The following is a 25275-nucleotide window of genomic DNA, read 5'->3' on the forward strand; positions in this document are numbered from 1 at the left end:
CCTGGTGGAGAACCATGGTTACGCAGTACTCCGCGCACCGCAATAACGACTCCGGCCTCTCTCGAACCATCCTTCGGCTCGCCATTCTGTTTGCCGTTGCCTTCGCCGTGTTTCAGGGCTATCCCTACCTCCGCGCGCAGTGGGATCAGTGGCGGGGAAACGCCGCCTCGGAAACGCCGATTGAGGCGGCGAGGAACAAGATCCACATGGGCGACGAACCCGCCGCCGCGGCGATTCTGGACCAGGCGATCGCGCGCGAGCAGCGGTCCGAGCCGCTGTACCGCCTCCTCCTGGAGCGGACCCGGCTTGCGCAGGTCGCGGGCGATTGGCCACTTGCCAGCGAACTGCTCAAGCGCGCGCTGGCGGCCTATCCCGCAAGCCCGGACTATCCCGCGGTGCTTGCCCAATACGGGGCGGCCCTGGAAAAACAGGAGCGCTTCGAGGAGGCCCGCAAGCAGTACGAAGAGGTGCTCAGAACCGCGCCGCAGGGTATGCACGCACCCGCGCTGGTCGGGCTGGGGAGGCTGGCGGAGCAGGGCGGGGACCTGGCGATCGCGCGTGACTACCACCGCGCGGCCTTCGCGGATGCCGAGCCCGAATCCGAAACGTGGGACGAGGCGCTCGAACAGATGGGTCGTCTCAACACGGAGCTGGTGTTCGCGCAGCAGGAAACGCCAGAAAGCAAGTATTACACGGTTGAGCCGGGCGACACCTTGACCAGTATCGGCATCAAGCTCAACACCACCCAGGGCCTCCTCACCCGCGCCAACGGACTCACCGACGCAAGCACGCTGCATCCCGGCCAGCGTCTCAAGTACACGCCTAAGGACTTTCGCGTCCTTGTCGAGCGCGATACCCGCCGGTTGTATCTGTTCGACAACCAGGGGCCGTTCAAATGTTACCCCGCGGGCCTCGGGAAGCCCGGTTATGAAACCACGCTGGGCAAGTACACTATTGGGAGCAAGCAGAAAGACCCCACCTGGTTCCGCCCGGACGGCCCTCCGGTGCCGCCGAACGATCCCGAAAATGAGCTGGGGACGCGCTGGATGCCGATGGTGCCGGCGGAGGAGGGCCTGCCCACGGATCTCGGGATACATGGCACCATTGCGCCGGAAACCATCGGGCAATATGCTTCCCGCGGCTGCCCGCGCCTGCTCAATGAATCCGCCGAGGAATTGTATGATCTCATTGTGCGCTCGACGCCGGTCGAGGTCGTCGAGAAGATAGATTGGAAGGCGTTGGGCGCGTTTCCGTGGCGGCGTCCGTCTTGACATGCCGCTCCGACAAAACCAATAATACTGCGCCTGATTGGGCGTGCTGAACGCTCGGGCCGGCCGGGCGGGTTTCCGATCCGTCTGGCTGGCGCGGGATCGCATGGGAAGCCGAACTCGCGTTTTTGGCCCCAGTTAACGAGAAAGCGTCATTTCGAGATCCATGGATTCCTCCCTCTTCGAGCGCGTGAGCAGCGCCACGACAACCGGCCTTTCCCCATTCATACCGCTGCACGACTATTCGGTCTTCGAAGCCCTCGTGGATGCGTGTGTCCGGCGGCTTGAGGGCGCGCAGGGGGGGGCGGCCCGCATCGTTGCGGATCCGGTCAGCGCGCAGCGCGTGGCCGCGACAAAGGCGACACTGCCCGATTCGCTGACCCTGACCATTCTGACGTCGGCCCGTTACGGATTGCCGCCGGGCGCGGGCGGAGACGAGGATGGCGCCATTCCCGTGGACCGTGTATTCGTGTGTCTTGCGCCCAACGTCACCCTCGTTCTGCTGGGGAAGGCGTCCAGCCAATCTGGCGAGCCGAGGTTCAGCGGCGGCTGGTCGTTGCGGCGGGGCAACGCGGGGGCGGTGATCGACGCCCTGGCGGAGAACAGCGAGATAACGCCCGCCGAACGCGACGCGGCGCAGAATCTTCCCGAGCCGGCGGATAGCGAGCTTTCCGCGCTCGCCATGGATTTCATGGCGGTTCACGCGCGCGCCCAGGCGGACCAGCAGGAGAACATCGCGAAGGACAAGGCCGATCTTTTTTCGGTGCTGGCGATACTCAAGGCGATCTCCGCGAAGCGCCGCGCGCACGATATACTTTTTGTGTTTGTGGAGCATATTTCGCAGGTGGTACAGTCCGACCGCTGCTCCATCGTGCGGATCTGGGGCGGCGATACGCAGGGCCACGTCATGGCGTCTCACGAGGACGCCAGCGTTGTGAACAAGACGATCGATCTTCACAAGTATCCCGAATTGACCCAGGCCTTGCGCAACCGGCAGAAGATCGCCATCAAGGACGCCCTGGACGAGTCGAATAGCGAGCCGTTCGCCGCGGGCCTCCGCGGGGCCGGCATGAACAGCCTGGTAGTTATTCCCATTGTGCTGTTCGACCAGCACGTCGGCTCGCTGCTGTTGCGGGCCGCGCGCATCGAGGGCAACTTCACGCCACGCGAGATCAGCTTTTTCGAGATCGTGGCGGAGGCGGCGTCGAACGCGCTGGAGCGCGCGCAGCTGTTTGAAAGCATTCAGATTGCGAACGAGCGCCTGGAGCGTCTGGCGATAACCGACGGCCTGACGGGCCTGTACAACCACCGCCATTTTCGCGAGCATCTGGAGAAGGAATTCGAACGCGCGAGCCGTTACCGGTTGCCGCTTTCGTGCCTGATCTTCGATGTGGACGATTTCAAGAAGTTCAATGACACCTTCGGCCACCTGGTGGGCGACGCGGTGTTAAAGGAAATCGCATCGCGCACGCAGCGCTGCGTGCGCAAGAGCGATCTCATCGCGCGCTACGGGGGCGAGGAATTCGTGGTCATCATGCCGCAGACCGGCGCGGACGGCGCCATGGTCGAAGGTGAGCGTATCCGCGAGATCATTGCCGGATCGCCGTTTGATGGAGCGCAATCCTCCCAGATTGTCACCATCAGCGGCGGAGTGAGCGTGCTGGATCACGACACAATGTTGAATGCCGAAGACCTGCTCCGCGCGGCGGATCAGGCCCTGTACGAAGCCAAAAGAAAGGGCAAGAACCGGATCGTGCTTGCCCAACCCGGGGATCAAGAATGAGAGCATTACCCGCCCTTTTCGCGCTGCTGGCCCTGCTGGCGGCGGGCTGCGCCACCACCACGAACGCGTTCGTCCATTTGCGGCCGGATTACAGCGACCTGCCGGCCGAGCCGTTGCGCGAGGTGGCCGCCGGGATCGAGGAGATCGTGGCCGAGGGGCGGCAGGAGTTCGCGCTGGATTTCGGCGGCGACATTGTCATCGATCTGCCGGAGATCCGCCAGGCCGTCCGGACGCGGGCCATCCGGTCGGAACTTGTATCGGACTTGTTGGATTCGGGCTTCGCCATTGAGAAGAACAACGGCCTGCTCGCGATACAACGATCCTCGGCATACAAGAAGGCCACGAACAGCCGCGAGCGCGACCGGGACGCGCTGATTGTAATGGGCGAGAACCAGAACCGGTGGACGATATACGAGGGGCTTCTGAAGGCCAATAATTGGCCGCCGCGCAGCCTGTCCGCCATCCAAGAGACCTTCTTCCTGGCGCGCGTCTCCTTGTTGACGCCGGGGCAGCAACACGAGGCGGCCGCACCGTAAGGTCTAGCCGGCGGCGCCCGCGTCGATCAGGGCCTTCAAGACCTGTTCCGCATGGCCCTGGGGCCGCACCTTGTGCCAGACGTGGGCGAGCTTCCCCTTCGGGTCGACGAGGAAGGTGGCCCGCTGCACGCCCATGAATTTGCGCCCATAGAGGCTCTTCTCCACCCACACCCCGTATTTTTCGGCGATGGCGTGGTCTTCATCGGACAGCAGTAGAAAATTCAACCCGAATTTCTCGGAGAATTTGCAGTGCGACTCGGCGGAGTCCGGGCTGACGCCAAGGAGGACACCGCCCGCGGCTTCGATCTCCGGGAGGATATCCCGGAATTCCTTCGCTTCGGTTGTGCAGCCCGGCGTATCGTCCTTCGGGTAGAAATACACGACGGCGAAGCGGCCCTTGAATTGGCTGAGACGCACCAGCGTCCCGTCGCTGGCCTTTGCGGAAAAGGCCGGCGCGCGATCACCCGGCTGAAGTCCGGCGTTTAATTCGGGCATGCAAGAACTCCCAACAAGTTACGGCGCAAGTAGTTAAAGGCGGGCTCCGATCCCGCTGCTTGCGTCCGGTAAATTCTTTACGTATTATGACTATAGCGGAGGGGCCGCGACGAACTCCAGAAGGAACCCCCCAACGTGAAGTCTACCGAAATCGAAGAAGCGCTGCGGGGTATCCGCGACCTGCCGACCCTGCCCGCGATCCTGGGCAAGATCCTGCACGCAGCGGCGGATCCGGATGCGTCGGCGATCGACCTGGGCCGGTTGATCGCCGCGGACCAGTCGCTTTCGGCGACCCTGCTCAAGCTGGTGAATTCATCCTACTACGGGTTCTACCGCCAGATTAAGACCGTTACGCAGGCGATCGTGGTGCTGGGCTTTCTCGAAGTGCGAAACCTGGCCCTTACCGCGACCGCGTTTCGCGCGTTTGACGCGTTTCCCTCCCGGTATGACCGGGAGCAGCTCTGGCGGCATTCGCTGGCCGTGGCGCTGGCCTCGGACCGCATCGCCAAGCTGACGCGCCAGAACGGCGACGGCTGTTTCGAATCCGGGCTTTTGCACGATATCGGCAAGGTCGTCCTGGACTGCCTTTATCCGGAGCAGTTCCGCCAGGCGGCGGTGCTCGCCGAATCGAAAGCGTGTTCGATTGCGGACGCCGAGCGGGAGACCTTCGGGCTGACCCACGCGGAAGTGGGCGGGCGTCTCGGGGAGCACTGGAATCTTCCCGAGGCGGTGGTTGAGACGATCCGGCATCACCATTCCGCCCGGGAGGCCGTGATCGATCCCGGGCAGGCGTACCTGGTTTCTGCGGCAAATGCGCTGGCCTACGAGGCGGGCCTGGGGGAGGCCAGCAGCGGCGCGGATCCGGGCCTCGATCCCGAGGTAGCGGATTTTCTAGGCCTCACGGAAGACCACCGGGCGGCGGTAATCGAGGAACTTCGGGAGAATGCCCCGAAGATTGAAGCGATGGTCAGCACGCTGAAGAGTAGCGCCGCGTAGGGGCGGGCGGCTATTCCGCGCGTAGTCCCAGAACGGTATCCACCGCCTGGCGCAACCGGGCCAGATTCACCGGAGCGCCGCGCCCCGACACGGCGGCGGCGGCGTCCAGCACCGCATGGATCAGGGGCGCGCGCCAGCGTTCCACCGGGCGACTGAGTTCGTCGCGCACGTATAGAATGTCGGAAAGCAGTTGGCGTCTGGCGTCGCCATGTATCGGGGCCAGATCGCCCTGGGCCACCAGTTCCTCCAGCAAGAGCGGTATGGCGCCGAGCGCGCCGGCCCCTTCGAGCGGCGCCGCCGGGAATTGCCGGTTGAACTCGAAGCGATTTTCGACCAGATCGATGCCCGCGGCCGTGATCCGCGCGGCGGAGAACATGGGTGGCCGGTATCCCATCATCATTTCGACCAGCTTGCGATCGGCCAGGTAGTGCATGTTCGGCACGATGGAAACCCGGTCGATGAGGGGTGATTCGAAAAAGCGCTCCGGCTCCACCATGCAGAGCGGGTCCGCGAGGTAGGTGTCGTAAAGGATTTCCAACAGTGCGCGGCGCACGGCTTTGTGGTTGATATCGGGCATGCCCCGAGTATAGCAACCCGGGCGTTGCGCCGGAAAACGCCATCAAATTGCGAAGGAACGGGGGCGGGCTTTATACTTAGGGGGCGGAAGGTCTGGAAGCGGCGCAGGCGGCCCGCGGTCCCGGGCGGACCGGGCCATCCCAGCAGCATCAGGAGAGCCTGAAATGGCGGAACGCGTAGAGATTTTTGACACCACCCTCCGGGACGGCGAGCAGTCGCCCGGCGCGAGCATGGACGAGCACGAGAAGGTCCAGATGGCCCTCCAGCTCGATCGGCTCGGGGTGGATATCATCGAGGCGGGTTTCCCGATCGCCTCCAGCCAGGAATTCGAGGCGGTCAAGGCCGTTTCCGCGGCGGTGGAGCGCGCGCGCGTGGCCGCCCTGGCCCGCGCGCTCCCCGGCGACATCGAGCGGGCGGCCGCCGCCATCGAAAATGCGAAGCGCCCCGTCCTGCACACGTTTATCGCCACGTCGGACATTCACCTGGAGCATAAACTGCGCATGAGCCGCCAGGAAGTGCTTGACGCGGCCGGGAAAGCGGTCGCGCTGGCCAAGAGCCTTATTCCCCGCGTGGAATTCTCCGCCGAGGACGCGACCCGCTCCGACTGGGATTTCCTCGTTGAAGTGGCGAAGGTCGCGGTTCAAGCGGGCGCGGATGTGATCAACCTCCCGGATACGGTGGGCTATACGACGCCCGGCGAAATACGCGGCATGTTCGAGCACGTCATCAAGCACGTGCCCGGTTCCGAGAAAATTGTGTTTTCCTCGCACAACCACAACGACCTCGGGCTCGCGGTGGCCAATGCCCTCGCGGCCGTCCTGGGCGGCGCGCGGCAGGTGGAATGCACGGTGAGCGGTATCGGCGAGCGCGCGGGCAACACCTCGCTCGAGGAGGTGGTGATGGCGATGCGCACCCGCAGCGAAATCTATCCCTTCGAGTGCGGCGTGGATTCGAAGGAACTGGTGCCCTCCAGCAGCCTGCTCAGCAAGATCACCGGGCTGGCCATCCCCTACAACAAGCCGATCGTGGGGCGGAACGCCTTTGCGCATGAATCCGGCATCCACCAGCACGGCATGATCGCCAACCGCCTGACCTATGAAATCATGACGCCCGAGTCGGTCGGGCGCAACCGGAGCGAGCTCGTCCTCGGGAAGCACTCCGGGCGCGCGGGGCTCGCCAGCCGCAGCGCCGAACTGGGCTACAAGCTCGACGAAGCGGCGCTGAAGCAGCTTTACGAGAAGTTCATCGATCTGGCGGACAAGAAGAAGGAGGTCTACGACGACGACCTGCGCATGCTCATTGTCTCGCTCCACAACGAGAGCTTTGAGGTGTACCACCTCAAGCAATTGCGCACGTCCGGGAACGACCCGGCCATGGCCCTCGTCACGCTTGGCAAGGGCAATGACACGTTTACCGACACGGCTACCGGCGACGGTCCCGTACACGCGGCCTGCATGGCCATCGAGCGCATAATCGACGTATCGGGGCGTCTCGAGCAGTTCGATATCCGGGCCACGACGCCGGGGAAGGACGCGCTCGGCGAGGCCTATGTCACCGTCTCTTTTGGCGACAAGACCTACAAGGGCAACGGCGCGAGCACAGACATCATCGAGGCCGCCGTACTCGCCTATCTCAACGCGGTGAACAAGTACCTGGCCCTTTCCGAGAGTTTCAAGGTGCTTCCCGTGCCGGCGGGGCCGTAATCCGGGCCTTCGTGTACATGGAGCGGTTTTTTCGCGGCGAATTTGCGCGGCGGCCCCGATAAATGGTATATTCTCGTGTTTTGTCCGGCGTTTCCGCAGGCCTGCGGGGCCCCGAGCGGGTTGTCCGGACCAAAACCGTAACCAATTGGCGCACAAGTGGCCTGAACCCGATTTCGGATGCGAGGCCCACGTAGGAGAGTTGCCGTGAAAGAAGGCATTCACCCGAAGAACTACCGTGAAGTCGTTTTCAAGGACGTAGGTGCGGATATCGCGTGGCTGACGCGGTCCACGGTTTCGACGGATCGCACGATCACCTGGGAAGATGGCAAGGAATACCCGCTGTACACCTTGGAAATCTCCAGCCACTCGCACCCGTTCTACACGGGCAAGCAGAAGTTCGTGGACAGCGAAGGCCGCGTCGAGCGCTTCCAGAAGAAGTACGCGCGTGTGCTGAAAAAGGACTGATTAATCGGGCGCACCTTGACCTGACGGGTCCGGTGCGCCCGGTTTCTGTTTTTCGTTCTCCCCTTCCCACCCGCATCGATCACCATGCGCCAGGCACCCTACATCTATGGATAAGACAATGCGGGAAAAGTTGCGGGCGGTCGCGGCGGAGTCCGACCGGCTCGGCGCCGCCATGGCCACGCAGGAAGTGGCTTCCGATCCGGAGGCCTACCGCAAGCACGCCAAGTCCCATGCGGAACTGGCGGATTTGGTCGCCTGTTTCCGGCGCTACCAGGAGCAGGAGTCGGGGCTTCGCGAGGCGGAGGCGGTCCTTCGCGAGGAAAACGACGCGGAAATGGTCGCCCTGGCGGAGGAGGAGCGGGAAAGCCTTCGGCTTTCGCTGTCCGCCCTGGAGCAGGAGCTGAAAATGCTCCTGGTCCCGAAAGATCCGAACGACGACAAGAACACGATCGTTGAAATTCGGGCGGGGACGGGCGGCGACGAGGCGGCGCTGTTTGTGGCGGACCTGTTCCGGATGTACGGGCGCTACGCGGAGCGCAAGGGCTGGAAGATTGAGGTCCTGAGCTCGCACGAGACGGAACTGGGGGGCTACAAAGAGATTTCCTTCCAGGTGTCCGGCGACCAGGTGTACAGCCAGCTCAAGTACGAGGGGGGCGTGCACCGGGTCCAGCGCGTTCCGGATACGGAAGCGCAGGGGCGCGTGCATACCTCGGCTGTCACGGTGGCGGTGATGCCGGAGGCCGAGGAGGTGGAGCTGGAAATCGATATGAACGATCTCCAGTTCGATGTGTACCGGAGCTCCGGGCCCGGGGGACAGAGCGTCAACACAACCGACTCCGCCGTGCGGGTGACCCACAAGCCCTCGGGTATGGTGGTGACCTGCCAGGACGAAAAGTCGCAGCACAAGAACAAGGCCAAGGCCCTGAAGGTGTTGCGGGCGCGCCTGCTCGATCTCAAGTTGCAGGAAGAGGCGGAGACCCGCTCGAAGGAGCGCAAGTCGCAGGTGGGCAGCGGCGATCGCAGCGAGCGCATCCGCACCTACAACTTCCCGCAGAACCGCCTCACGGACCACCGCATCAAGCTCTCCCTGAGTTCCCTTGATCGCGTCATGGCGGCCGGCGAACTCGACGAGGTCGTGGACTCCCTGATCGCCGCCGATCGCGCCGCGCGCCTCGCGGAAGAGTAATGCCGCCGGTTCGGGAGGCGCTGGCGGACGCGGCGGACCGCCTGCGCGCCGTCACGGATACTCCGGAATTCGAAGCCGCCCTGCTGGCCCGCCACGCGTGGGGCTGGAGCCGGGCGCGGCTCGTGCTGGATGCGCGCGAGCCCGCGGACACGGCATCCCTGGAGCCCCTGATCCGGCGGCGGCTTTCCGCGGAGCCCATTGCCTATATACTGGGCCGCTGGGAATTCTTCTCCATCGATCTGGCCGTGGAGGCGCCCCTGCTGGTCCCGCGGCCCGAGACCGAACACCTCGTCGAGGCGGCGATCAGGCATCTCGGCCAGCGCCCCGCGCGCGTGCTGGACCTGTGCACGGGCACGGGCTGTGTCGCCATCGCGATCGCGCGAAACGCCCCCGTGTCCGGAATCGTGGCTACGGACATCCATCCCGTGGCGCTGCGCGTCGCGGCCTCCAACGCGGCGGAATACGGAATCCCGCTGGACGTTCGCCCGGGCGATCTATTCGCGGCGCTAGCGGATGGCGCGGCTCCCTTCGATGTAATCGTCTCCAACCCGCCCTATGTCGCCGAGACCGCGTGGGACACCCTCGCGCCGGACATTCGAAACTTCGAGGATCGCGGCGCGCTCCTTTCCGGGCCGGACGGCCTGGATTGCATTCGCCGGATTGTGCGCGATGCCCCGTTGTGGCTCAGTCCGGGCGGCATGCTCGCCCTGGAAATGGGGGAGGAGCAGGGGGCGGTGGCCCGCGCGCTGTTCACCGAGCGGGGATTCCGGGACGTCTCAATTCGCCAGGATCTGGCGGGCCACGACCGCGTCATCACCGGTGTTTGGGGCGCGGGCGCGTAACGGCGGGCCGCGCGTCTTTCGACATGGGGTTTGCGCGGGTGCTACACTCAACCCGGCTGGCGCGGGCCGCGGGCCAGGGCGAGGGTAGCAACGAGCGGGGACCGTTTATGAGCGACTTGCCGGAATACCGGACGATGGCTGTGCGGGAAATGCCGGCATCCGACCGGCCGCGCGAGCGCCTCGAGCAGGTAGGCCCGGAAGCGTTGACGGACGCCGAGCTTATCGCGGTGCTTTTCCGCACAGGCACGCGCCAGCACGGCGCCGTGGGGCTGGCCCAGGTGCTGCTTCAGCATTTCGAGGGGTTGCGCCGGCTGAGCCGCGCGAGCCTGAGCGAGTTGCAGCGGGTGCCGGGCGTCGGGCGCGTCAAGGCGATTGAGCTGAAGGCGGCGATCGAACTGGGATTGCGCGTCGCGCGGCAGCAGTCCACGGGGCGCGTGAAGATCACCGGCGCGCGCGATGTGTTTGAGTTGTTGAAATACGATTTCAAGGCATACGAGACGGAGCATTTTAAGACGATACTCCTTAACACCAAGAACGAAGTGTTGCGGACCGTGCGCGTCTCCATCGGATCCATTCAGGAAACGCTGGCGGCGCCGGGCGATGTCTATCGCGAGGCCGTGCGGGATGGCGCCGCGTCGGTCATCGTCGCGCACAACCACCCGAGCGGCAATCCCGAGCCAAGCCAGGCGGACATCCGCCTGACGGCGCAACTGGCCGAAGCGGGCGAGATCCTGGGGATTCCCCTGCTCGATCATGTCGTTTTCGGCGATATGAGATTCGTAAGTTTGAAAGAAAGGCAATTGATGTGAATAAGCCGTTCAGCGGTTGGAAAGAAGGCCTGCCCTTCTACGGTTCCGTGCTCCTTTTTGCGGCCCTGGCCTGGTTTGTGCTGGGAATGGCGTGGCTCGCCACCGTCCTGGGCATCTTGGGCGTGGCCATGGCGTTGTTTTTCCGCGATTTCCCCCGCGCGATCACCGCGGCCCCGAACGAGGTCGTCTCGCCCGCGGATGGCAAGGTGGTGGCGATCGAGGACCTGGAGGAGACGCCGCACTACGAAGGCCCCTGCCGCCGCGTCTCGATATTCCTGTCGGTTTTTGATGTGCACGTGAACCGCGCGCCCTATGCCGGCGCCGTGACCGCGGTGAAGTATGCGCCCGGCCAGTTCAAGGATGCGCGCCTGCCGGAGACCTCCAAGATCAACGAGTCGAATGCGGTGTGGATGGCGACCGACCACGGCCCCATGACGGTCCGCCAGATTTCGGGCGCGGTGGCCCGGCGCATCGTGTGCCCGATTGCGGAGGGCGCGGTGCTGGCAAAAGGGGAGAAATTTGGTATGATACGGTTTGGATCGCGTACCGAGCTCTATTTGCCCGCCGGAACCGAGGTTACGGTTGAACTGAACCAGATGGTGCGCGCGGGCACAACCATCATGGCACGATTTCCGTGAACATCCGCCACTTCCGAACCCATAAGCGCCGCCACCTCGTCCGCCGCAAGCCGATCAACGTGCTGGCGAGCGTCATGACGACGATGAACCTGTATTGCGGCATCGCCAGCATTTTCGCGAGCATCGGGTTCGAGTTCCAGAAGGCCGCCATCTTCATTCTGGTGGGGATTATTTTCGATACGCTGGACGGCGCGGTGGCCCGCATTACCAAGAGCACCTCGGATTTCGGAAAGGAGCTTGACAGCCTCTGCGACATCGTCACGTTTGGCGTGGCGCCGGGAGTGCTGGTATTCACGTCGTACCTGCCGAACGCGCCACTTCTGCATATCGCGATGACGGAGAATACCGAATCCATTATCGGCCGGACCGGTTCGTACATGGCCATCGTGTACATCATCTGCGCCGCGCTGCGCCTGGCCCGTTTCAATACGTTCCAGGCGGATCGCACCGACTACTTCACCGGGTTGCCCTCGCCGGCCGCCGGCGGCACGCTCGCGTCGTTCGTACTGTTCCTGAATTACTTCGAAGATCGCCTCGACAACTACCAGATGGGCCCCTTCGCCTATTACCTGCTTGGGCCGATGGCGGTCATCATGGCCTTTCTCATGGTGAGTACGGTCCGCTACCCGAAGAACAAGTTCAAGTCCTTCGTGCTGGCGCCGCGGCGCGCCTTCATCGCGCTGGGCATGTACGCGATCCTCATCGTCGTCATCCATTATGCGGTGAGCAAGTCGCCGAATATCGTGCTGTTCCCCTTGGGCGCGGCGTACGTTCTCTACGGCATCGGCGACACCGTGTTCTACACCTTCTTCAAGCGCCGCCCCTTGCCCGCCGACGGCGACGTGGAGGAGGCCGAGGGCGGCTTGCGGCCCCTGGAGGCCTTCCCTTCCTCCGCCGGCGTGCCCTCGGAAAAGAAGGCGGATTCGCGGTAGAGGTCCAGCGCCTCGCCGGCGAGCACCTTCAAAACGGCCGCGATCGGTACGGCCAGGAGCAGGCCCACAAAGCCCAGGGCGCTGCTGAACACCATAATCGCCAGGATGACCCACACGGGGCCCAGCCCGACCTGCGACCCCACAATGCGCGGCGTGAGGAAGTTTCCTTCGAGGAACTGAGCGATGGCAAAGGTCGCGAGCACGCCCGCGACGTGCCAGTCGATTGCGCCGTGGTACAGCACCGTCAGCGCCACCGCCGGCCCGATGGTCAGGATCAGGCCCAGATACGGCACGAAGCTTCCCAGCGCGCCCATCAGGGCCAGCATCAGGGCGAAGGGGGCGCCCGAAATCATGAATCCGATCGCGTACATTGCGCCCAGACAGCAGCAGACCGTGAACTGGCCCCGGAGGAACGACCGCAACTGCCGGTCGATGTTCCTCATGATATCCCGGGTCTTGGCGCGGTAGCGGTGCGGCACCAACTCGTCGCACGCGGCCACGATGTGGTCGTAGTCCTTGAGCAGATAGATGGCCACAAAGGCGAACAGCACAAAGTTGCCTATAAAGAGAAAGAGGCGCAGGAAGGTGTCCCCGATGATGCCGAGCATCCGTATAACCGACGTGCTGGCGTCCCGCCACTGGGGGAAAAATGACTGGAACAGTGTGCCGGTGTGATCGGCGATCCGCTTTCCGACCTCGTGGCGAATAATCCCTATGGAGTCCGGATTTTCAGGCTCCAGGCCGTTCTCGTCCACCGGCACCCAGTTGAGGGTGCGCACCACGCTGTCGAGGGCGAGCAGGTCTTCCACTTTGGCGGCCACGCGGCGCCGGAAAGATGCGTCATCGGAAGGTTCCTCGCCTTCCGCCACGACCGGGGGCGGTGGATTGATCATGTTCTCCGCCTGCTCGATGACGCCGGGCAGCACGATGATGGGCAGCAGGATGGAGGCGAGGATCAGGCTGCCGACCAGGGTGACGATGGCCGCGACGCGGGAGACGTGGCGGCCGCGAACCTTGAATCGCTCGATCCGGTCGATGACCGGATCGAAGATGTACGCGACCGCGAACGCGAAGAACAGCGGCACCAACACCGAGCTGAGCAGGTACATGACCACGGAAAGCCCGATAACGGCCCCGAGCAGACCCACCGCGCGAACCCACTTGTTTTGAAAAACTTCGGAGACCATCCATCCAGCCCTCATGGTAGCCCAGACTCGCCCCCCGGAATCCGCGGGGCGAACCAGCAGCATACCGGCGGTATGAGGGGACATACAAGCGGGCTCGAACGATTATTCGTACCGTCCGGGTTCGAGCGCGGGTATTACGGGGCGTGCAGCCCGAAGATTGGGGTGTCCGGCATGGATCCGGACACTGGAGCGATTGCCGGCGTTCCCCGCCACGCGGGATCCGCAAGCACGATGGATTCGCCGGCGCGAAGCCCGAGGGAGTAACGCCCGGCGCCCGTTTCGGCCACGTGCGCTGGGTCCCCCCCAACCACGCGCGGCGGGCCGCTGAACTCCGCCCGGATCCGGCACGGCTCACCCGCAAGGCTGGAAATCCGAACCCAGGCGAGATTCCCGTCCTGCCGCGCCGCGCTCACGAGAAACGCGCCCTCCGCGCGCCACTGGTGGAAGATGATATCGCGCCAGGCGTCCGGGGGCGCGGGGAAGATGCGGATGAGCGGCCCGTCCGCCGCATCCCAACTCTGAAGCAGCATGTCGTGAATGGACTGCGCGGCGGACAGGGGTGTCTCGATGACGGGGCCGGCCTCGCGATACATCGTATTGGGCTCGATGAAGCCCTTGAATGCATTCAGGTAATCGAGCGCGCGATCGCCATCGCCGATGGCCGCCGAGATGGAGGCGCCCCCGGTGAAGGAATAGCCGAAGAGCGCGTCGGGGAAGCTGTGCCAGTGATCCAGCGAGCGCCGGATGCGCGTTTCGCCGTCCGGCTGCTCCACGTTCACCTGGTACAGCGGATAGATCATCAGCAGGTGCGAGTAATGGCGGTGGCTCGAGTCCATGGGGACCCCATCCGCGATAAGAAAACCGTTCTCGCCCTCCGGGAAGGGGGCGAGCCGGTCGAGGACGCGGCGCCATGCCGGGGCCAGGGGCTCATCGATGTCCAGCCGCTCCACCGCGCTCAGCAGGGCGTTCGCGCCCCAGCGCAAGAGCGCCAGATCGTAGTTGCAGTCGGGCCCGCTCTTGTACTCGGGCGACCGCGTGGGCGGCAGGTGGAGCACCCCGTCGGGACCCTCCTGCAGAAAGTGGAGGTAATAGTTCACGGCGCGCCGCAACACGGGGTACAGGGATTCCCGCAGGAGCGCCTCGTCCAGGCTCATGCGGTAGTGAAGCCAGACATTGTGGCAGGCCCAGAGGAGGTTGCCCATCTCATGATCGCCGGGCGTGCCGGGGGGCTCCACCAGGCTGGGGTAGAAGACGCCCCCGGAGAGGCGTGCGGTGGACGATCGGTAGATGGCGGCGGAGTCGTGGCGGTACTCGGGACGCACGCTCGCGATGAGATTCGGTAGATAGGTGCGCAGGCTGTCCGGCAGGGGGCGCGCGAGTTCCAGATGGTTGGCGGTGTACATGGGCCAGTAGGTCAGCTGAACATTCAGGTTCCACCAGATCCCCGGCCAGGGCGTTGGCTGGTCCCAGGGTCCCTGAATGCCCAGGACGACCCCGTCCGACCGCGTGGCGGCGCGCAGCTTGTAGATCTGGTTCCAGTAGAAGCTCTGCCAGTACGGATCCGGTATCGAGAGGTAACTTTGGGCGTAGTAGCTGCGCCACGCGGCCCGGTGGGCATCGAGGAATGTCGGCCACGGTGTTCCGGCCGCGGCCCCCGCCGCGCGCGCGGCCGCTTCCGCGACCTCGTCCGGGCTTCCGGGCCACGCATACTGCGTGCTGGCGAACAGGGTGTTCCAGCCGTCCTCCCGGGACACCACCCAGGCTGTGGCGTACGCGCCTTCGCTCAAGGGTTGTACCCACACCGGCGCGCCGTCCACTTCATTCAAATAGCCCGGCGGGTTGGGGGTCCAGGTTTTCTTTCGCTCGGGGTCCGGTTTAACCGCGAGCCGCGGATGCAGCGCTTCGGCGGGCTCCCATTCGAGCGTGGCGTCCGATTCCCCACCCTCACCCTTCCAGCGCACCGCGATGGCCATCTGATCGGCATGGACCAGCGTCTGTATGGAGATGGATCCCTCGGTGGTCCGTATGGCGCCCGCCGCTTCTGCGCGGAGCAGGTCGAGCCGCAGTGCGCAGCCCTCCAGATCGCCGCGGGTGTGCAGAAGGAAGCGTCCGATGGGCAAGCGACCCATCCCGTAGTTCATCTGGCGATGATCCTCCACATCGCTCCGGCCGACCTGCCATTCCACGGTCCGGTCCCCGGTCTGTCGCACCAGCGTGCCCATCATGCCATTCCCGAGGTAGGGCGCCTCCCACCAGTCACGCGGAAGGCGCGTCCATACGGGATCGGCGCCGGCGAGGAAGCCCTCCCATTCGATGCTGGCGTCCAAAGCAGCCACGGGCGAACACGGGGCGAGCAAAGCGAAAACAAGACAGAGAGCGGGTATCCAGCGACAGGCAGGCGGCGCCAGATGGGGGCGAAGCGAGTTCATGGCGAAATTCTCCCTGTCTGATAGACTGGCAAGTGCTCGGGTTGGTTGCGCCGGCGCTATCCCGGCTTGCAATTTCGCGGGATCCGGCGATATGCTCTGCGTGGGAGCCGCCCGCCTTTCCTGGAAGGCGAATCACGGCGCTGTTCGGACGGGCCCGCAGCCATGCGCGCCTGGATTTCCGCCCACAACCACGCAAGACACCGCCCAGCCGGGACAAAGGATATGCTCATGAAGACCCTCAAGGAAGTCACGCTCGACGCGTTGGATCTGCACGCGTCCTATGAACTGCCCGCGCTGGAGCTGGCGCCCGCGAAAAAGCGGCTCGTCGTGGCGAGCGGCAACGCGTTCCCCACCGCGAAAATCCTGTTTGCCGATGAGCCGGCCATCTTCAGGGGCGAGGGCGACTACCACGACGTTCTCGCCGGCGATCCGGATCTCGATTCGGGGGTCGTCATCTCCGCTTCGGGCAAGAAGCACGCCCCGATTCTGGTGGCTGACATGCAAAAGCGGGGGCTCGACACGTACCTCGTCACCTGCGATGGCGATTCGCCCGCCGCGAAGCTATTGCCGGCCAACCGGGTGCTCGTCACGAAGAGCAATCCGGAACCGATTACGTACAACACGAGCACCTACGTGGGCATGATGCTGCTGAAGACCCGCGAGGACGCGCGCGCGATCAAGACTCACATCGAGACGCAGGTGGCCCCGAGAATTCCCGACTTCACCCGGTACGAGGCGTTCTATATCGTGGTGGATCCCCGTTTCGACCTGGTGAAGGAGATGTTCGTCACGAAATTCGACGAGCTCTTCGGCGGGCGGGTCAACGGGCGGTGCTACACGAGCGAGCAGACGCTGCACGCGAAGACCGTGGTCCCCTGGGATAAGGAGTTGTTCATCAGCGTGGGTTATGACAACCAGCTCTTTGGATCCGAACGGCTCGCAATCCCGCTGCCCGAGGGCGCCGGTTTCGCCGCGATGGTGGCGACCACGTACTACGTCATCGGTTGCATCCAGGAGCAATTCCCGCCGTATTTCTTCGAGAACGCCGAGTCATTCAAGGCGATTCAAGAGAAGTGGTTTCAGGATCTGATGCACTAATTGTTCGGGCGGCGGTTGAGCATGACGATGAAGCCGCCCGCCGCGGCGATCGCGAGCCACCCCCACAGCGGCACGGGCAACGTGCCGAGTGCGACTGGCGCGATGCCGGTGAATATGGATCCGAACGCGACAATTCCGGCTAGCATCACCAACCATCCCAGCATCGACCACATTGGATGTTATCTCCCGTCGTGTTGTTAAGCGCTTCGGACAAGGCGCGAAAACCACAGTATAGGAAGGGCTCCGCCCGAGGCGCAACCGTTGGAATGGGCCGGCGCTTGGGGTAGAATGGGGTCAGCTGGCGGGGGCTGGAATGGCACGCATGGAACCGACATCGCGCATTCGCGAACTAGAGGGCCGGGTCGCCCAGTTGACTGCGCTCGTGAAGCGGCTGGGCGCCGCGCAGGCCGCCCAGCGCAGCGCGGCGCGCGACCATCGTGCCGGCGGCGGTACGGAGCGTACCGCCGCGGGCCCCCGGGGGCGCAAGGAGCACGAGTTCCACCTCGTGGAAGACGTTCGCCGGACCGTTGATCAGGTACTGCTCGCCGAGGAAGACGAGGCCATCGAGACCCACGTGGGCGCGGTGTGGATCAGCCGGCTGGCTGCCGTCGTGCTCATGATGGCGCTCGCGCTGGCGGCGCGCACGACCTTCGCCAACCAGGAAATCGAGGAAATCGGCAAGGCCCTGATCGGCTACGGGATCGCGGCGTTCTTCATCGGGTACGGGTTGATTTTCGAGCGTTCGCGGGATCTATTCGCGCAGGCGATCCTCGGCTGCGGCCTGGCGGTCCTGTACTTTACGACGTACGCGGTCTTCTTCATCGAAGAGATGCAGCTGTGGAACGCGCCGTTCTGGGGAATCCCCATAACCCTCGGGTGCCTGCTCGTCCTGGTGTTCATGGCGCATGTGCGCTCCAGCGAAACCGTAGCGGGCGCGGGGCTCTTCCTGGCGTATTATACGGTGTATTTCAGCTGCACCCGGCTGGAGGGGCTCAGCGGGCCGGTGCACGCCGCCGCCACGTGCAGCCTGCTCGCCGCCGTCGCCCTCGTCTACCAGGCGAGCCACCGCTGGCTGCTCTTCTCGTGGGCCGTTATGGTCGCCACCTACACCGTTCACGGCTATTATTACCTCGATAAGCCCGCCGCCATACCCCTGGACGGCGCGGCGTACTTCTGGGCGTCGAGCGCCCTGTTGACGGCCTTCTTTCTCATTTTTGCGGCGACATCGATCGCGGGGCGGCGCCGGCGCGGGTTTTACCGGCCGATGGTCGCGCCCATGGCGGCGCTGAACGTTGTGGCCTACTACCTGTTCATGTCGCATGCGATCGCGCGGTATTTCCCGGGTCAGTTCTGGTGCTTCCAGGCCGCCCTGGCGCTGTTCCTGTTTCTCTGCGCCTTTCTGTCGGAAACCCGTGGATCCCGGAGCAACCTGCTCTTCCAGACCTATATCCTGGGCGCGATTGCCGTCACCAGCCTGGCGCTTTACGAATCCTTGCCGCCGGAGTACTTCCCCATTGCGCTCGCCCTGGAATGCATCGTACTAACCCTGTTCTACCAGCGGTCGGCGGTCATCGGCTTCAAGTCCATCGAACTCTTTCTCATGCTTGCGACGGCCATCGCGGCGATTGGCGCGGTGGGTATGACCGGGCCGGTTCAGATCGGGGTGTGGCTGGCGCCCGCGAATCGATTCTGTGCGGGCAGCGTCGCGCTTCTGTTCATGTTGAACGCCTGGCTGTACGAGAAATTCACGCGCCACCGGACGCCCGCCGCGCGCACCCGGAGCGGACACTGGTTTCTGGCGGATTCGCGTTTGGATTGGACCGGCAACTCGATGGCGATGGCGCACGCCGCGTGCGGCGCGCTGGTCCTTATGGCGGCGACCATACTCGAACTGAGCGAGGCGCCGGAACTGCCCTTCATCCTTGGCGCCGAGGCGCTGGTTGTCTGGCTCTTCGGCATCATCCTGTTGACGCCGCAGGTGTGCGTTGCGGCGGTACTCCTGCTGGTGGCGGCGCACGTCTGTTTCCATGTCTTTCTCTGGTTGCCGCTGGAGGGCTTCGAGACTCAGCAGTACTACCTGGTATACAGCACGGGCCTCGCGGTGCTCACCTTCCTCGGCGGGCACGCCTGGGAGCGCTACCTCATTCGCTTCCGCCGCCCGGACATCGACTGGGAACACCACCTCATCGTGGCGGTGCCGTTTCTCGTGGGGACTTACCTGCTGACAGCCCTGCTCGGCCGGGAACTGAATCCCCTGCACGTGGCCGCCGCCCAGAGCGGGCTTGGGCTGGGCCTGCTTTTCCTCGGCGGTTTTAACCGCTACACCGGCGTGAAAACCGCCGGCGTCCTGGCGATGATGCTCGCGGTGAGCAGTTTCTACACCGGCCTGAACCACCCCGACGCCCCCCTCGACCGAGAGCCGCTGTTTCTGCTGTATTTCGGCATATTTCTGGGCGCATGCATGGGGGCCGAGCGCGTGTTTGCTTTTCTCAAGAAGCATGGCTCCGCAACGACCCGCATTGAGGATGTCCTCCGGACGGTGCTCGTCTGGATGGCGATGGTGCTGGGGCTGCTGGGCCTCTACCGGTGGAGCCCGCCGGAGAACCTGGTGTTTTATCTGCTTGTGTACGCGGTGATCGCGCTCGTGCTTGGTGTGGTCTTTCGGGAAAGCCGTTACCGCTGGGGCGCCCTCCTGCTGTTCGGCGTGGTGACCTACCGGGCCTTCACGCAGTTCCAGGACCTTACGCCGCCCTATCAGGTGCTGGTCTTCGGCGTTCCCGGTGTCGTGCTGATCGTCGTTTCCTGGGCCTACTCCCGCCGGACGCTCCGCAACAAGAAGCGCGGCCAGGCAGGCCCGCCGGCCCCGACGGATGGGTGACCGCGCGCAGGCCGCGCGCGAGATCTGCGCCGCGCTGAGGAACGCCGGCCATCGCGCGCTTCTGGCCGGCGGTTGCGTGCGCGACATGCTGCGCGGCGCCCCGCCCGAGGACTACGACATCGCCACGAGCGCGACCGCGGCGGAGGTTCAATCGCTGTTTTCCCACACGATTCCCGTGGGCGCGTCCTTTGGCGTGGTCATCGTGGTACGGGACGGCGCGCAGTTCGAAGTGGCGACCTTTCGGAAGGACGGCCCCTACCTCGACGGGCGCCACCCCGCGCACGTCGAGTTCCTGGACGAGATCGAGGACGCGAAACGCCGCGATTTCACGATCAACGCCATGTTTTACGATCCCGATACCGCGTCTGTTATCGACTATGTCGGTGGTCGGGAAGATCTGGCGAACGGCATTATCCGTTGCGTGGGCGATCCCGCCGCCCGTTTTCGGGAGGATCACCTGCGGCTGCTTCGCGCCGCCCGATTCGCCGCGCGCTTCGGGTTCGCGCTGGACCCGGCCACCCGCGACGCCATGGCCAGGCTGGCCCCCGCCATCTCGCGGACGAGCGCCGAGCGGATCCGCGACGAGTTCGTCAAGATGTTGTGCGAGGGCTATGCGCGCCGCAGCCTCGAACTCCTGGACGAAACGGGATTGCTGGCGCAGGTGCTGCCGGAAGTTGATGCGATGAAGGGCGTGGCGCAGCCGCCCGAGTTTCATCCCGAGGGCGATGTTTACGTGCACACCCTGCTGCTCATGGACGGGCTGCCCGCGCCCTGTTTCGCCACGCTGGCTTTCGGCGCGCTGCTCCACGATGTCGGGAAGCCCCGCACGCAGACTTTCGAAGACCGCATTCGCTTCAACGAGCACGAACGGGTCGGCGCCGAGATGGCCCGCCGCATCTGCCGGCGCCTGCGCTTCTCCAACGAGCAAACCGACCGCATCGTCTGGCTGGTCGCGCAGCATATGCGGCTCGCGGCGATTCCCGACATGCGGGAGAGCAAACGCAAGCGCTTCGTGCGGGAGGACGGCTTCGACGAACTGCTTGCCCTGTGCCGACTCGACTGCCAGGCGAGTCACGGAAACCTCGACACGATCGACTGGATCGAGGACTACCGCGCGAATCTGCCCGAGGAGGCGCTCCGCCCAACGCCCCTCCTGACGGGCAACGACCTCATCGCCATGGGCTACGCGCCCGGCCCCGATTTCCGCCGCGTTCTGGGTGCGATCGAAGACGGTCAATTGGAGGGGACGGTGCGCAACACGGAGGAGGCGAAAAGACTCGCGCGATCGCTCTTGGAGCCCTGATACGAACGTGGCCGCTTGTGGCTACTGATGCGATCGTTTGCACCATATGCCTTTCCCGTGCTATCACATCTATACAGCGCGCATGGCAGGGAGTGTGCACATGGCCATCACGAGGCGTACAAACCGAGGTTTTACACTGCTGGAGGTCACCTTTGCCACGGGTATCCTCTTCCTGACACTGGTGTTGATCCTCGGGGCGATCGCGCATGTTGCGCATATGCGCGAACTGGGGGAGCGGCGGCATCTTGCCACCGTCTGTCTCAACCACGTGATCGAGCGGGCGCGTGCGAACCCGGGATGGCAAGCGGACCTGGCTGCGCCGGCTTCCCTGCCGGGATCGTATCGCATCACGGTGGAATCCGAGGCGCCGGGTGTCGCCCGCGTCATTGTGACGACCGAGACCTCCCGCGGGAGCACCGTTATCGTGTCCGCGGTATGTCCAGCAGGGGAGGGGTCCGATGCGCCGTAGCGGGTTCACATTGATCGAGATGCTCGCCGCGATCTCCCTGTTGACCGCCGCGCTCGGGATGATCTGGGGCGCCTGGTTGCAGGCCAGTGCGACGGCGGATGTCCTGGAGCGAAAGACCGACGCGACGGATCGCGCCGTACACGCCATGGCCCGAATCTCCCGAGAATTGCGTGCGGCTTCCCGGGCCAGCCTGTCCGCCTTGCCCGCCGCCGAGATCGCCTACCGGATCCCGGAGGACCTTGACGCGAACGGATTGCCGATAGACGCGGACGGTATGCCGGAATGGAGCGGGCCTCGCCGGATCGGGCGCGACTACAACGACGCCAATGGCGATGGTTTCACCGCGAGCCAGTTGATATTGGAACACCCCGGCGGAGTCGACGTGATTGCAAACGGTCTTCCCGCAGCCGAGCCGCCTGGCGTCTCGCCGAGCGGCAACCCCGGCATCTGGTTCGAAGCGCGGGATGGCGGCATCCTCGTGCAATTGGAGGTGGTCTGCTTGACGCGCCGGGCGCGGGAGGTTCCCGCGCGCGTGGCGCAGTTTATTGCGCTGAGGAATCCGTGATGCGCGATGCCGTGATGGAACGGACGCGCGGGGCCGCGCTGCTGCTGTGTCTCGTATTCATTGCGGCCTCTATTTCGCTCGTGGTGGTGCTAAGCACCCGATCCGCCGCACATCTCCGGCAGGCGGTGTACGCCAGTTCGGGCGTGTCCGCGTTTTCCGCGGCGGAGACCGGGCTGGCGCTTGCCGTAGCGGACCTGGATGCCGGGGGGACCGGCTGTCTTGGCGGCGCCGGGCCGCCCCGTTGGGACGCGCGTGGGCGGGCCATTCTTCCAGAGATCTCCGATGCCAGACTTTCACCCCACGCAATTTCCGGGAGTCCTCCGACCGCATGGTACACCGTGGCGGGCCCGAGGGCGGACCTACCGGATGGCTATGTCGTGGTCTACAGCGTGGCGCGATCAGGCGGAGTCGAGCGGAGGCTGGAGTGCGTTTTGCGCCGCGAGAAGTCTGGCCACGAAATCGTGGTGTGGCGCGAGCTGACGCCATCGGATGCCGGGGAGCGCGCCGATGCCGCTCTTTGAGTACACAGGTGTCGACACGCGAGGCGCCACAGTGCAGGGCTCCGTCGAGGCCGAGTCGGCCTGGGCGCTCATCCCGGAATTGCGGGCCCGTGGGGTGATGGTCTACGCCGTGGCGCCAGAAGGGGGCGCGCGGGGCCTGGCGAATAGACCTCGGTCGATTGAGCTGGAAGATCTAAACCTGTTTGCGGAGCAGCTGTGTTCCTTGTCCCGCGCGGGCATGCCGCTGGCCACCGCACTGCGCGAACTCGCGCACGAGGTTCGGGGCAGGCGATTCCGCAACCTGATCGATACCGCCGCCCGTGAAGTCGCCGGGGGCCGTTCCCTGGGCGAGGTGTTCGAGCGCCATGGGGAGTCCTTTCCGCCACTGTACCTGGCGCTGATACGGGTTGGCGAGCACACGGGCAATCTCCCGGGCGTCCTGCAGCGGATGATCGCCATCGGACATCGCCGCCAATGGCTTCGTCAGCGGCTGATGGTGGCGGTTGCATATCCCGCCTTTCTGCTCGGCGCGCTGGCGGTGTTCTTCGGCCTTTTCGTCACGGAGGTGATAGGCCAGTTTGAGCATATGTATCTGCAGTTTGGGGCCGAGTTGCCGGCTCTTACGGAAGCGGCTCTTTCCTTCGGGAAACTTATGCGCGGCGCCGGACTCCCCGCGATCGCGCTGTTTGCGGGCCTGACCGCACTTCTATACTGGATTCGCGGGTATGTTCTTCCCGGTGACGCCGGCAGGCTTGCGGCGGAAGCGGCCCTGCTTCGCGCGCCCGTTGTGGGCCGTCTCTATCAGGCCATTCTTACGGCGCGGTTCGCCCGGGCGTTGGGCATGCTGCTGGAGAATGGCGCACCCATTCTGGAGAGCCTTCAGCTTGCTGGCATCGCCACGGCCAGCACGCGCTTCGCCCGGGGCATGGCCCGCGCGGCCACGCGCGTTGCGCAAGGGGATCCCGTGGCGCAGACCGTTGCGGCGACCGGTCTATTGCGCCCCATCGATGCCTGGATACTGAAGCACGGCGAATCGGCCGGCGATCTTCCCGGAGCGCTCGCGCGGCTGGCGGAGTCCTGTGATCGCGAGTCGGAGCGGGGGCAACAGTCCGCGCTTGGCGGGCTCGGGGCGGGTCTGGTGATCGTCTGCGGAATTCTAGTGGGATTGGCGGTGATCGCGTGTTTTCTGCCGGTCTTTCAATTTCCCCTGATGCTGCGAGGTTAGGACACATGGAATTCGGCGCACCAGATGAGACTTGGGATAACGGCGGGCGCCCGCTTCCGGATGGCCGCGCGCCCCGCTACCGCACCTGGCTGCTCCATTGGCGCGATCTTCTCATCGCGGTCCGCGCCATTCAGGTTCTCGTGGCGGCGCGCCTGCCGCTTGCCGCGGGCCTTCTGTACCTGAGCCACGATACGCCGAGCCGCCCGCTACGGTATGTGTTCTACGCGATGCATCGCGACATTCAAGGTGGCCTGGCGCTTCACGAGGCCATGGCGAACCGCCCCGAGTTCTTTCCGCCTTTCTGCACCAAGCTTGCCCGGGCCGGGGAAGAAAGCGGGCAGTTGGACGCGGCCCTGGACGAACTCCAGTCCGGCGTTTCGGATGCCGTTTCAATCCGCTACGTCACGTTCTGGCACGCCTGGATGCTGGGGGGTGTACTGCTATTCCCGATACTGCTTGCGGCTGTCATTCTCGTATTCGTCGCGCCACAATTGGAGTCCATCCTGACACATTTTGGAAAGCCGCCGGGGCGTCTGCTCTATTGGGGGCAGTTCGCCAGGGATAGCGGGCTTCTCGCGGGGCTCGCGCTCTTCGCCGTTGGGGTGTTGCCGGGTTGGATTGCGGTCGAATACTCCTGGCTGAAGGGCGGGCCCCTCTCGCGGATCGCGTCGGCGGTTTTCGAGCGGCTACCGCTTGTTGGCCGCCATTTCCGTAAGCGCCATCTGGCCACCGCCGCCGCGGTGGCGGGCCATCTGTTGCGCGCGGGCGCGCCGCTGCCGCTGGCGCTACGGGAGGCCGGAGAAGCGGCGGGGTCGCGGCGCTGCAACACAATCTTCGAGCGTCTGGCGGCGGCGGTGGAGGGGGGAGATGGAATCCGGGACGCGGTGCGCCGCGATCACGGCAATTTACCAGGTTCTTTCCGCGCGCTGGTGTCGCTCGGCGAACAGGGGGGAGGGTTGCCGGACGCGTTCCAGCAGATCGCGGCACTTTACCGCAGACAGACGGATCAATCCGCGCGCCTGGCTATTGAACTTGGTCTGCCGTTGCTCGTCTGTTTGAATGGCCTCATCGTCTTCTGGGTCTACGGGGCCATATTCAGCACGCTGAACGCGATCACCCTCTTGGGATTCTAGCCCACGCGCGATTGAACTGCCTTGGTGGAGGGGGCTATACTTTTCCGTAGTCTCTGGCGCCCGGGCGCTGGCTCACACCGCCTGTTTGTGGCGTCGCCATCCGTGTCCCGCGCGCCGGGCGTATTGTTCCTTCTCTCCTGGCAGCGGGGGACATCGCCGCGCGAGGCGGCGAGGCAGTTTTTCATTTGCGCGGCCCGTTGGGTGGCGGCCAGGCGCTGTGTAGTATTCGCCACGCAATTCAACGGAACGGCTTGCATCC

The 25275-nt window shown here is 64.7% G+C and carries 23 protein-coding genes; 18 read left to right on the forward strand and 5 right to left on the reverse strand.

Annotated features, from left to right (window positions below; genetic code table 11):
• Nucleotides 1-14 precede the first annotated feature (14 nt).
• The 3 genes from KF886_12040 (at nucleotide 15) to KF886_12050 (ending at nucleotide 3587) form a co-directional block, all read left to right on the forward strand.
• Entirely contained in the window at nucleotides 15-1271 is a 1257-nt protein-coding gene (locus tag KF886_12040) for a L,D-transpeptidase family protein (GenBank protein MBX3178087.1), read from the forward strand.
• A 163-nt stretch (nucleotides 1272-1434) separates the two neighbouring features.
• Nucleotides 1435-3051, forward strand: coding sequence for a sensor domain-containing diguanylate cyclase (locus KF886_12045; protein MBX3178088.1), 1617 nt, complete (start codon nucleotides 1435-1437; stop codon nucleotides 3049-3051).
• Nucleotides 3048-3587, forward strand: a complete 540-nt coding sequence (locus KF886_12050; GenBank protein MBX3178089.1) for a hypothetical protein — start codon at nucleotides 3048-3050, stop codon at nucleotides 3585-3587. Before KF886_12045 ends, KF886_12050 begins: the two co-directional genes overlap by 4 nt.
• Before the next feature lie 3 nt (nucleotides 3588-3590).
• Here KF886_12050 and bcp read toward each other — a convergent pair whose 3' ends face one another.
• A complete protein-coding gene (bcp, locus tag KF886_12055; protein MBX3178090.1) occupies nucleotides 3591-4082 on the reverse strand; it encodes a thioredoxin-dependent thiol peroxidase in 492 nt (163 codons plus the stop codon).
• Between the two features lie 135 nt (nucleotides 4083-4217).
• Between bcp and KF886_12060 the strand changes: the two genes are divergently transcribed.
• Nucleotides 4218-5078, forward strand: a complete 861-nt coding sequence (locus tag KF886_12060; GenBank protein ID MBX3178091.1) for an HDOD domain-containing protein — start codon at nucleotides 4218-4220, stop codon at nucleotides 5076-5078.
• A gap of 10 nt (nucleotides 5079-5088) precedes the next feature.
• Here KF886_12060 and KF886_12065 read toward each other — a convergent pair whose 3' ends face one another.
• Nucleotides 5089-5655, reverse strand: coding sequence for a hypothetical protein (locus tag KF886_12065; GenBank protein ID MBX3178092.1), 567 nt, complete (start codon nucleotides 5653-5655; stop codon nucleotides 5089-5091).
• Nucleotides 5656-5818: 163 nt separating this feature from the next.
• Here KF886_12065 and KF886_12070 point away from each other — a divergent pair, with 163 nt between their 5' ends.
• The 6 genes from KF886_12070 to KF886_12095 all read left to right on the forward strand — a co-directional run bounded on the left by KF886_12070 (nucleotide 5819) and on the right by KF886_12095 (nucleotide 11297).
• On the forward strand, nucleotides 5819-7357 hold the full coding sequence (locus KF886_12070) for a 2-isopropylmalate synthase (GenBank protein ID MBX3178093.1): 1539 nt from the start codon (nucleotides 5819-5821) through the stop codon (nucleotides 7355-7357).
• A 204-nt stretch (nucleotides 7358-7561) separates the two neighbouring features.
• Nucleotides 7562-7822, forward strand: a complete 261-nt coding sequence (locus KF886_12075) for a type B 50S ribosomal protein L31 (GenBank protein MBX3178094.1) — start codon at nucleotides 7562-7564, stop codon at nucleotides 7820-7822.
• A 118-nt stretch (nucleotides 7823-7940) separates the two neighbouring features.
• Nucleotides 7941-9008, forward strand: a complete 1068-nt coding sequence (gene prfA, locus KF886_12080) for a peptide chain release factor 1 (protein MBX3178095.1) — start codon at nucleotides 7941-7943, stop codon at nucleotides 9006-9008.
• Nucleotides 9008-9850, forward strand: a complete 843-nt coding sequence (prmC, locus tag KF886_12085) for a peptide chain release factor N(5)-glutamine methyltransferase (protein ID MBX3178096.1) — start codon at nucleotides 9008-9010, stop codon at nucleotides 9848-9850. The genes prfA and prmC overlap by 1 nt, the downstream gene beginning before the upstream one ends.
• Nucleotides 9851-9957: 107 nt before the next feature.
• Nucleotides 9958-10659: a DNA repair protein RadC gene (radC, locus tag KF886_12090; protein ID MBX3178097.1), complete on the forward strand. Its 702-nt coding sequence runs from the start codon at nucleotides 9958-9960 to the stop codon at nucleotides 10657-10659.
• Entirely contained in the window at nucleotides 10656-11297 is a 642-nt protein-coding gene (locus KF886_12095) for a phosphatidylserine decarboxylase family protein (protein MBX3178098.1), read from the forward strand. Before radC ends, KF886_12095 begins: the two co-directional genes overlap by 4 nt.
• A 799-nt stretch (nucleotides 11298-12096) precedes the next feature.
• Here the strand turns inward: KF886_12095 and KF886_12100 are convergent.
• Both KF886_12100 and KF886_12105 read right to left on the reverse strand, forming a co-directional pair.
• Nucleotides 12097-13416, reverse strand: a complete 1320-nt coding sequence (locus KF886_12100; protein ID MBX3178099.1) for an AI-2E family transporter — start codon at nucleotides 13414-13416, stop codon at nucleotides 12097-12099.
• A gap of 134 nt (nucleotides 13417-13550) precedes the next feature.
• Entirely contained in the window at nucleotides 13551-15752 is a 2202-nt protein-coding gene (locus KF886_12105) for an alpha-L-fucosidase (GenBank protein MBX3178100.1), read from the reverse strand.
• A 321-nt stretch (nucleotides 15753-16073) separates the two neighbouring features.
• On the opposite strand from KF886_12105, the gene KF886_12110 reads away from it, so the two are divergent.
• On the forward strand, nucleotides 16074-16943 hold the full coding sequence (locus tag KF886_12110) for a hypothetical protein (GenBank protein MBX3178101.1): 870 nt from the start codon (nucleotides 16074-16076) through the stop codon (nucleotides 16941-16943).
• Here the strand turns inward: KF886_12110 and KF886_12115 are convergent.
• Nucleotides 16940-17089 carry a hypothetical protein gene (locus KF886_12115; protein ID MBX3178102.1) on the reverse strand — a complete coding sequence of 50 codons (150 nt, stop codon included), beginning with the start codon at nucleotides 17087-17089 and terminating at the stop codon, nucleotides 16940-16942. The two genes, KF886_12110 and KF886_12115, sit on opposite strands and share 4 nt — an antisense overlap.
• Before the next feature lie 176 nt (nucleotides 17090-17265).
• Here KF886_12115 and KF886_12120 point away from each other — a divergent pair, with 176 nt between their 5' ends.
• The 7 genes from KF886_12120 (at nucleotide 17266) to KF886_12150 (ending at nucleotide 25016) form a co-directional block, all read left to right on the forward strand.
• A complete protein-coding gene (locus KF886_12120; protein ID MBX3178103.1) occupies nucleotides 17266-19821 on the forward strand; it encodes a DUF2339 domain-containing protein in 2556 nt (851 codons plus the stop codon).
• Nucleotides 19814-21124 carry a CCA tRNA nucleotidyltransferase gene (locus tag KF886_12125; protein ID MBX3178104.1) on the forward strand — a complete coding sequence of 437 codons (1311 nt, stop codon included), beginning with the start codon at nucleotides 19814-19816 and terminating at the stop codon, nucleotides 21122-21124. The genes KF886_12120 and KF886_12125 overlap by 8 nt, the downstream gene beginning before the upstream one ends.
• A gap of 100 nt (nucleotides 21125-21224) precedes the next feature.
• Nucleotides 21225-21593 carry a hypothetical protein gene (locus tag KF886_12130; protein ID MBX3178105.1) on the forward strand — a complete coding sequence of 123 codons (369 nt, stop codon included), beginning with the start codon at nucleotides 21225-21227 and terminating at the stop codon, nucleotides 21591-21593.
• Nucleotides 21583-22158 carry a prepilin-type N-terminal cleavage/methylation domain-containing protein gene (locus KF886_12135; protein ID MBX3178106.1) on the forward strand — a complete coding sequence of 192 codons (576 nt, stop codon included), beginning with the start codon at nucleotides 21583-21585 and terminating at the stop codon, nucleotides 22156-22158. Before KF886_12130 ends, KF886_12135 begins: the two co-directional genes overlap by 11 nt.
• Nucleotides 22158-22679 (forward strand): hypothetical protein, encoded by a 522-nt coding sequence (locus tag KF886_12140; GenBank protein ID MBX3178107.1) that lies wholly within the window; start codon nucleotides 22158-22160, stop codon nucleotides 22677-22679. Before KF886_12135 ends, KF886_12140 begins: the two co-directional genes overlap by 1 nt.
• Nucleotides 22666-23883 (forward strand): type II secretion system F family protein, encoded by a 1218-nt coding sequence (locus KF886_12145; GenBank protein ID MBX3178108.1) that lies wholly within the window; start codon nucleotides 22666-22668, stop codon nucleotides 23881-23883. Before KF886_12140 ends, KF886_12145 begins: the two co-directional genes overlap by 14 nt.
• Before the next feature lie 5 nt (nucleotides 23884-23888).
• Nucleotides 23889-25016: a type II secretion system F family protein gene (locus tag KF886_12150; GenBank protein MBX3178109.1), complete on the forward strand. Its 1128-nt coding sequence runs from the start codon at nucleotides 23889-23891 to the stop codon at nucleotides 25014-25016.
• Nucleotides 25017-25275: the final 259 nt, after the last annotated feature.

This window comes from Candidatus Hydrogenedentota bacterium (genome assembly GCA_019637335.1).
Taxonomy (GTDB): Bacteria; Hydrogenedentota; Hydrogenedentia; order Hydrogenedentales; family JAEUWI01; genus JAEUWI01.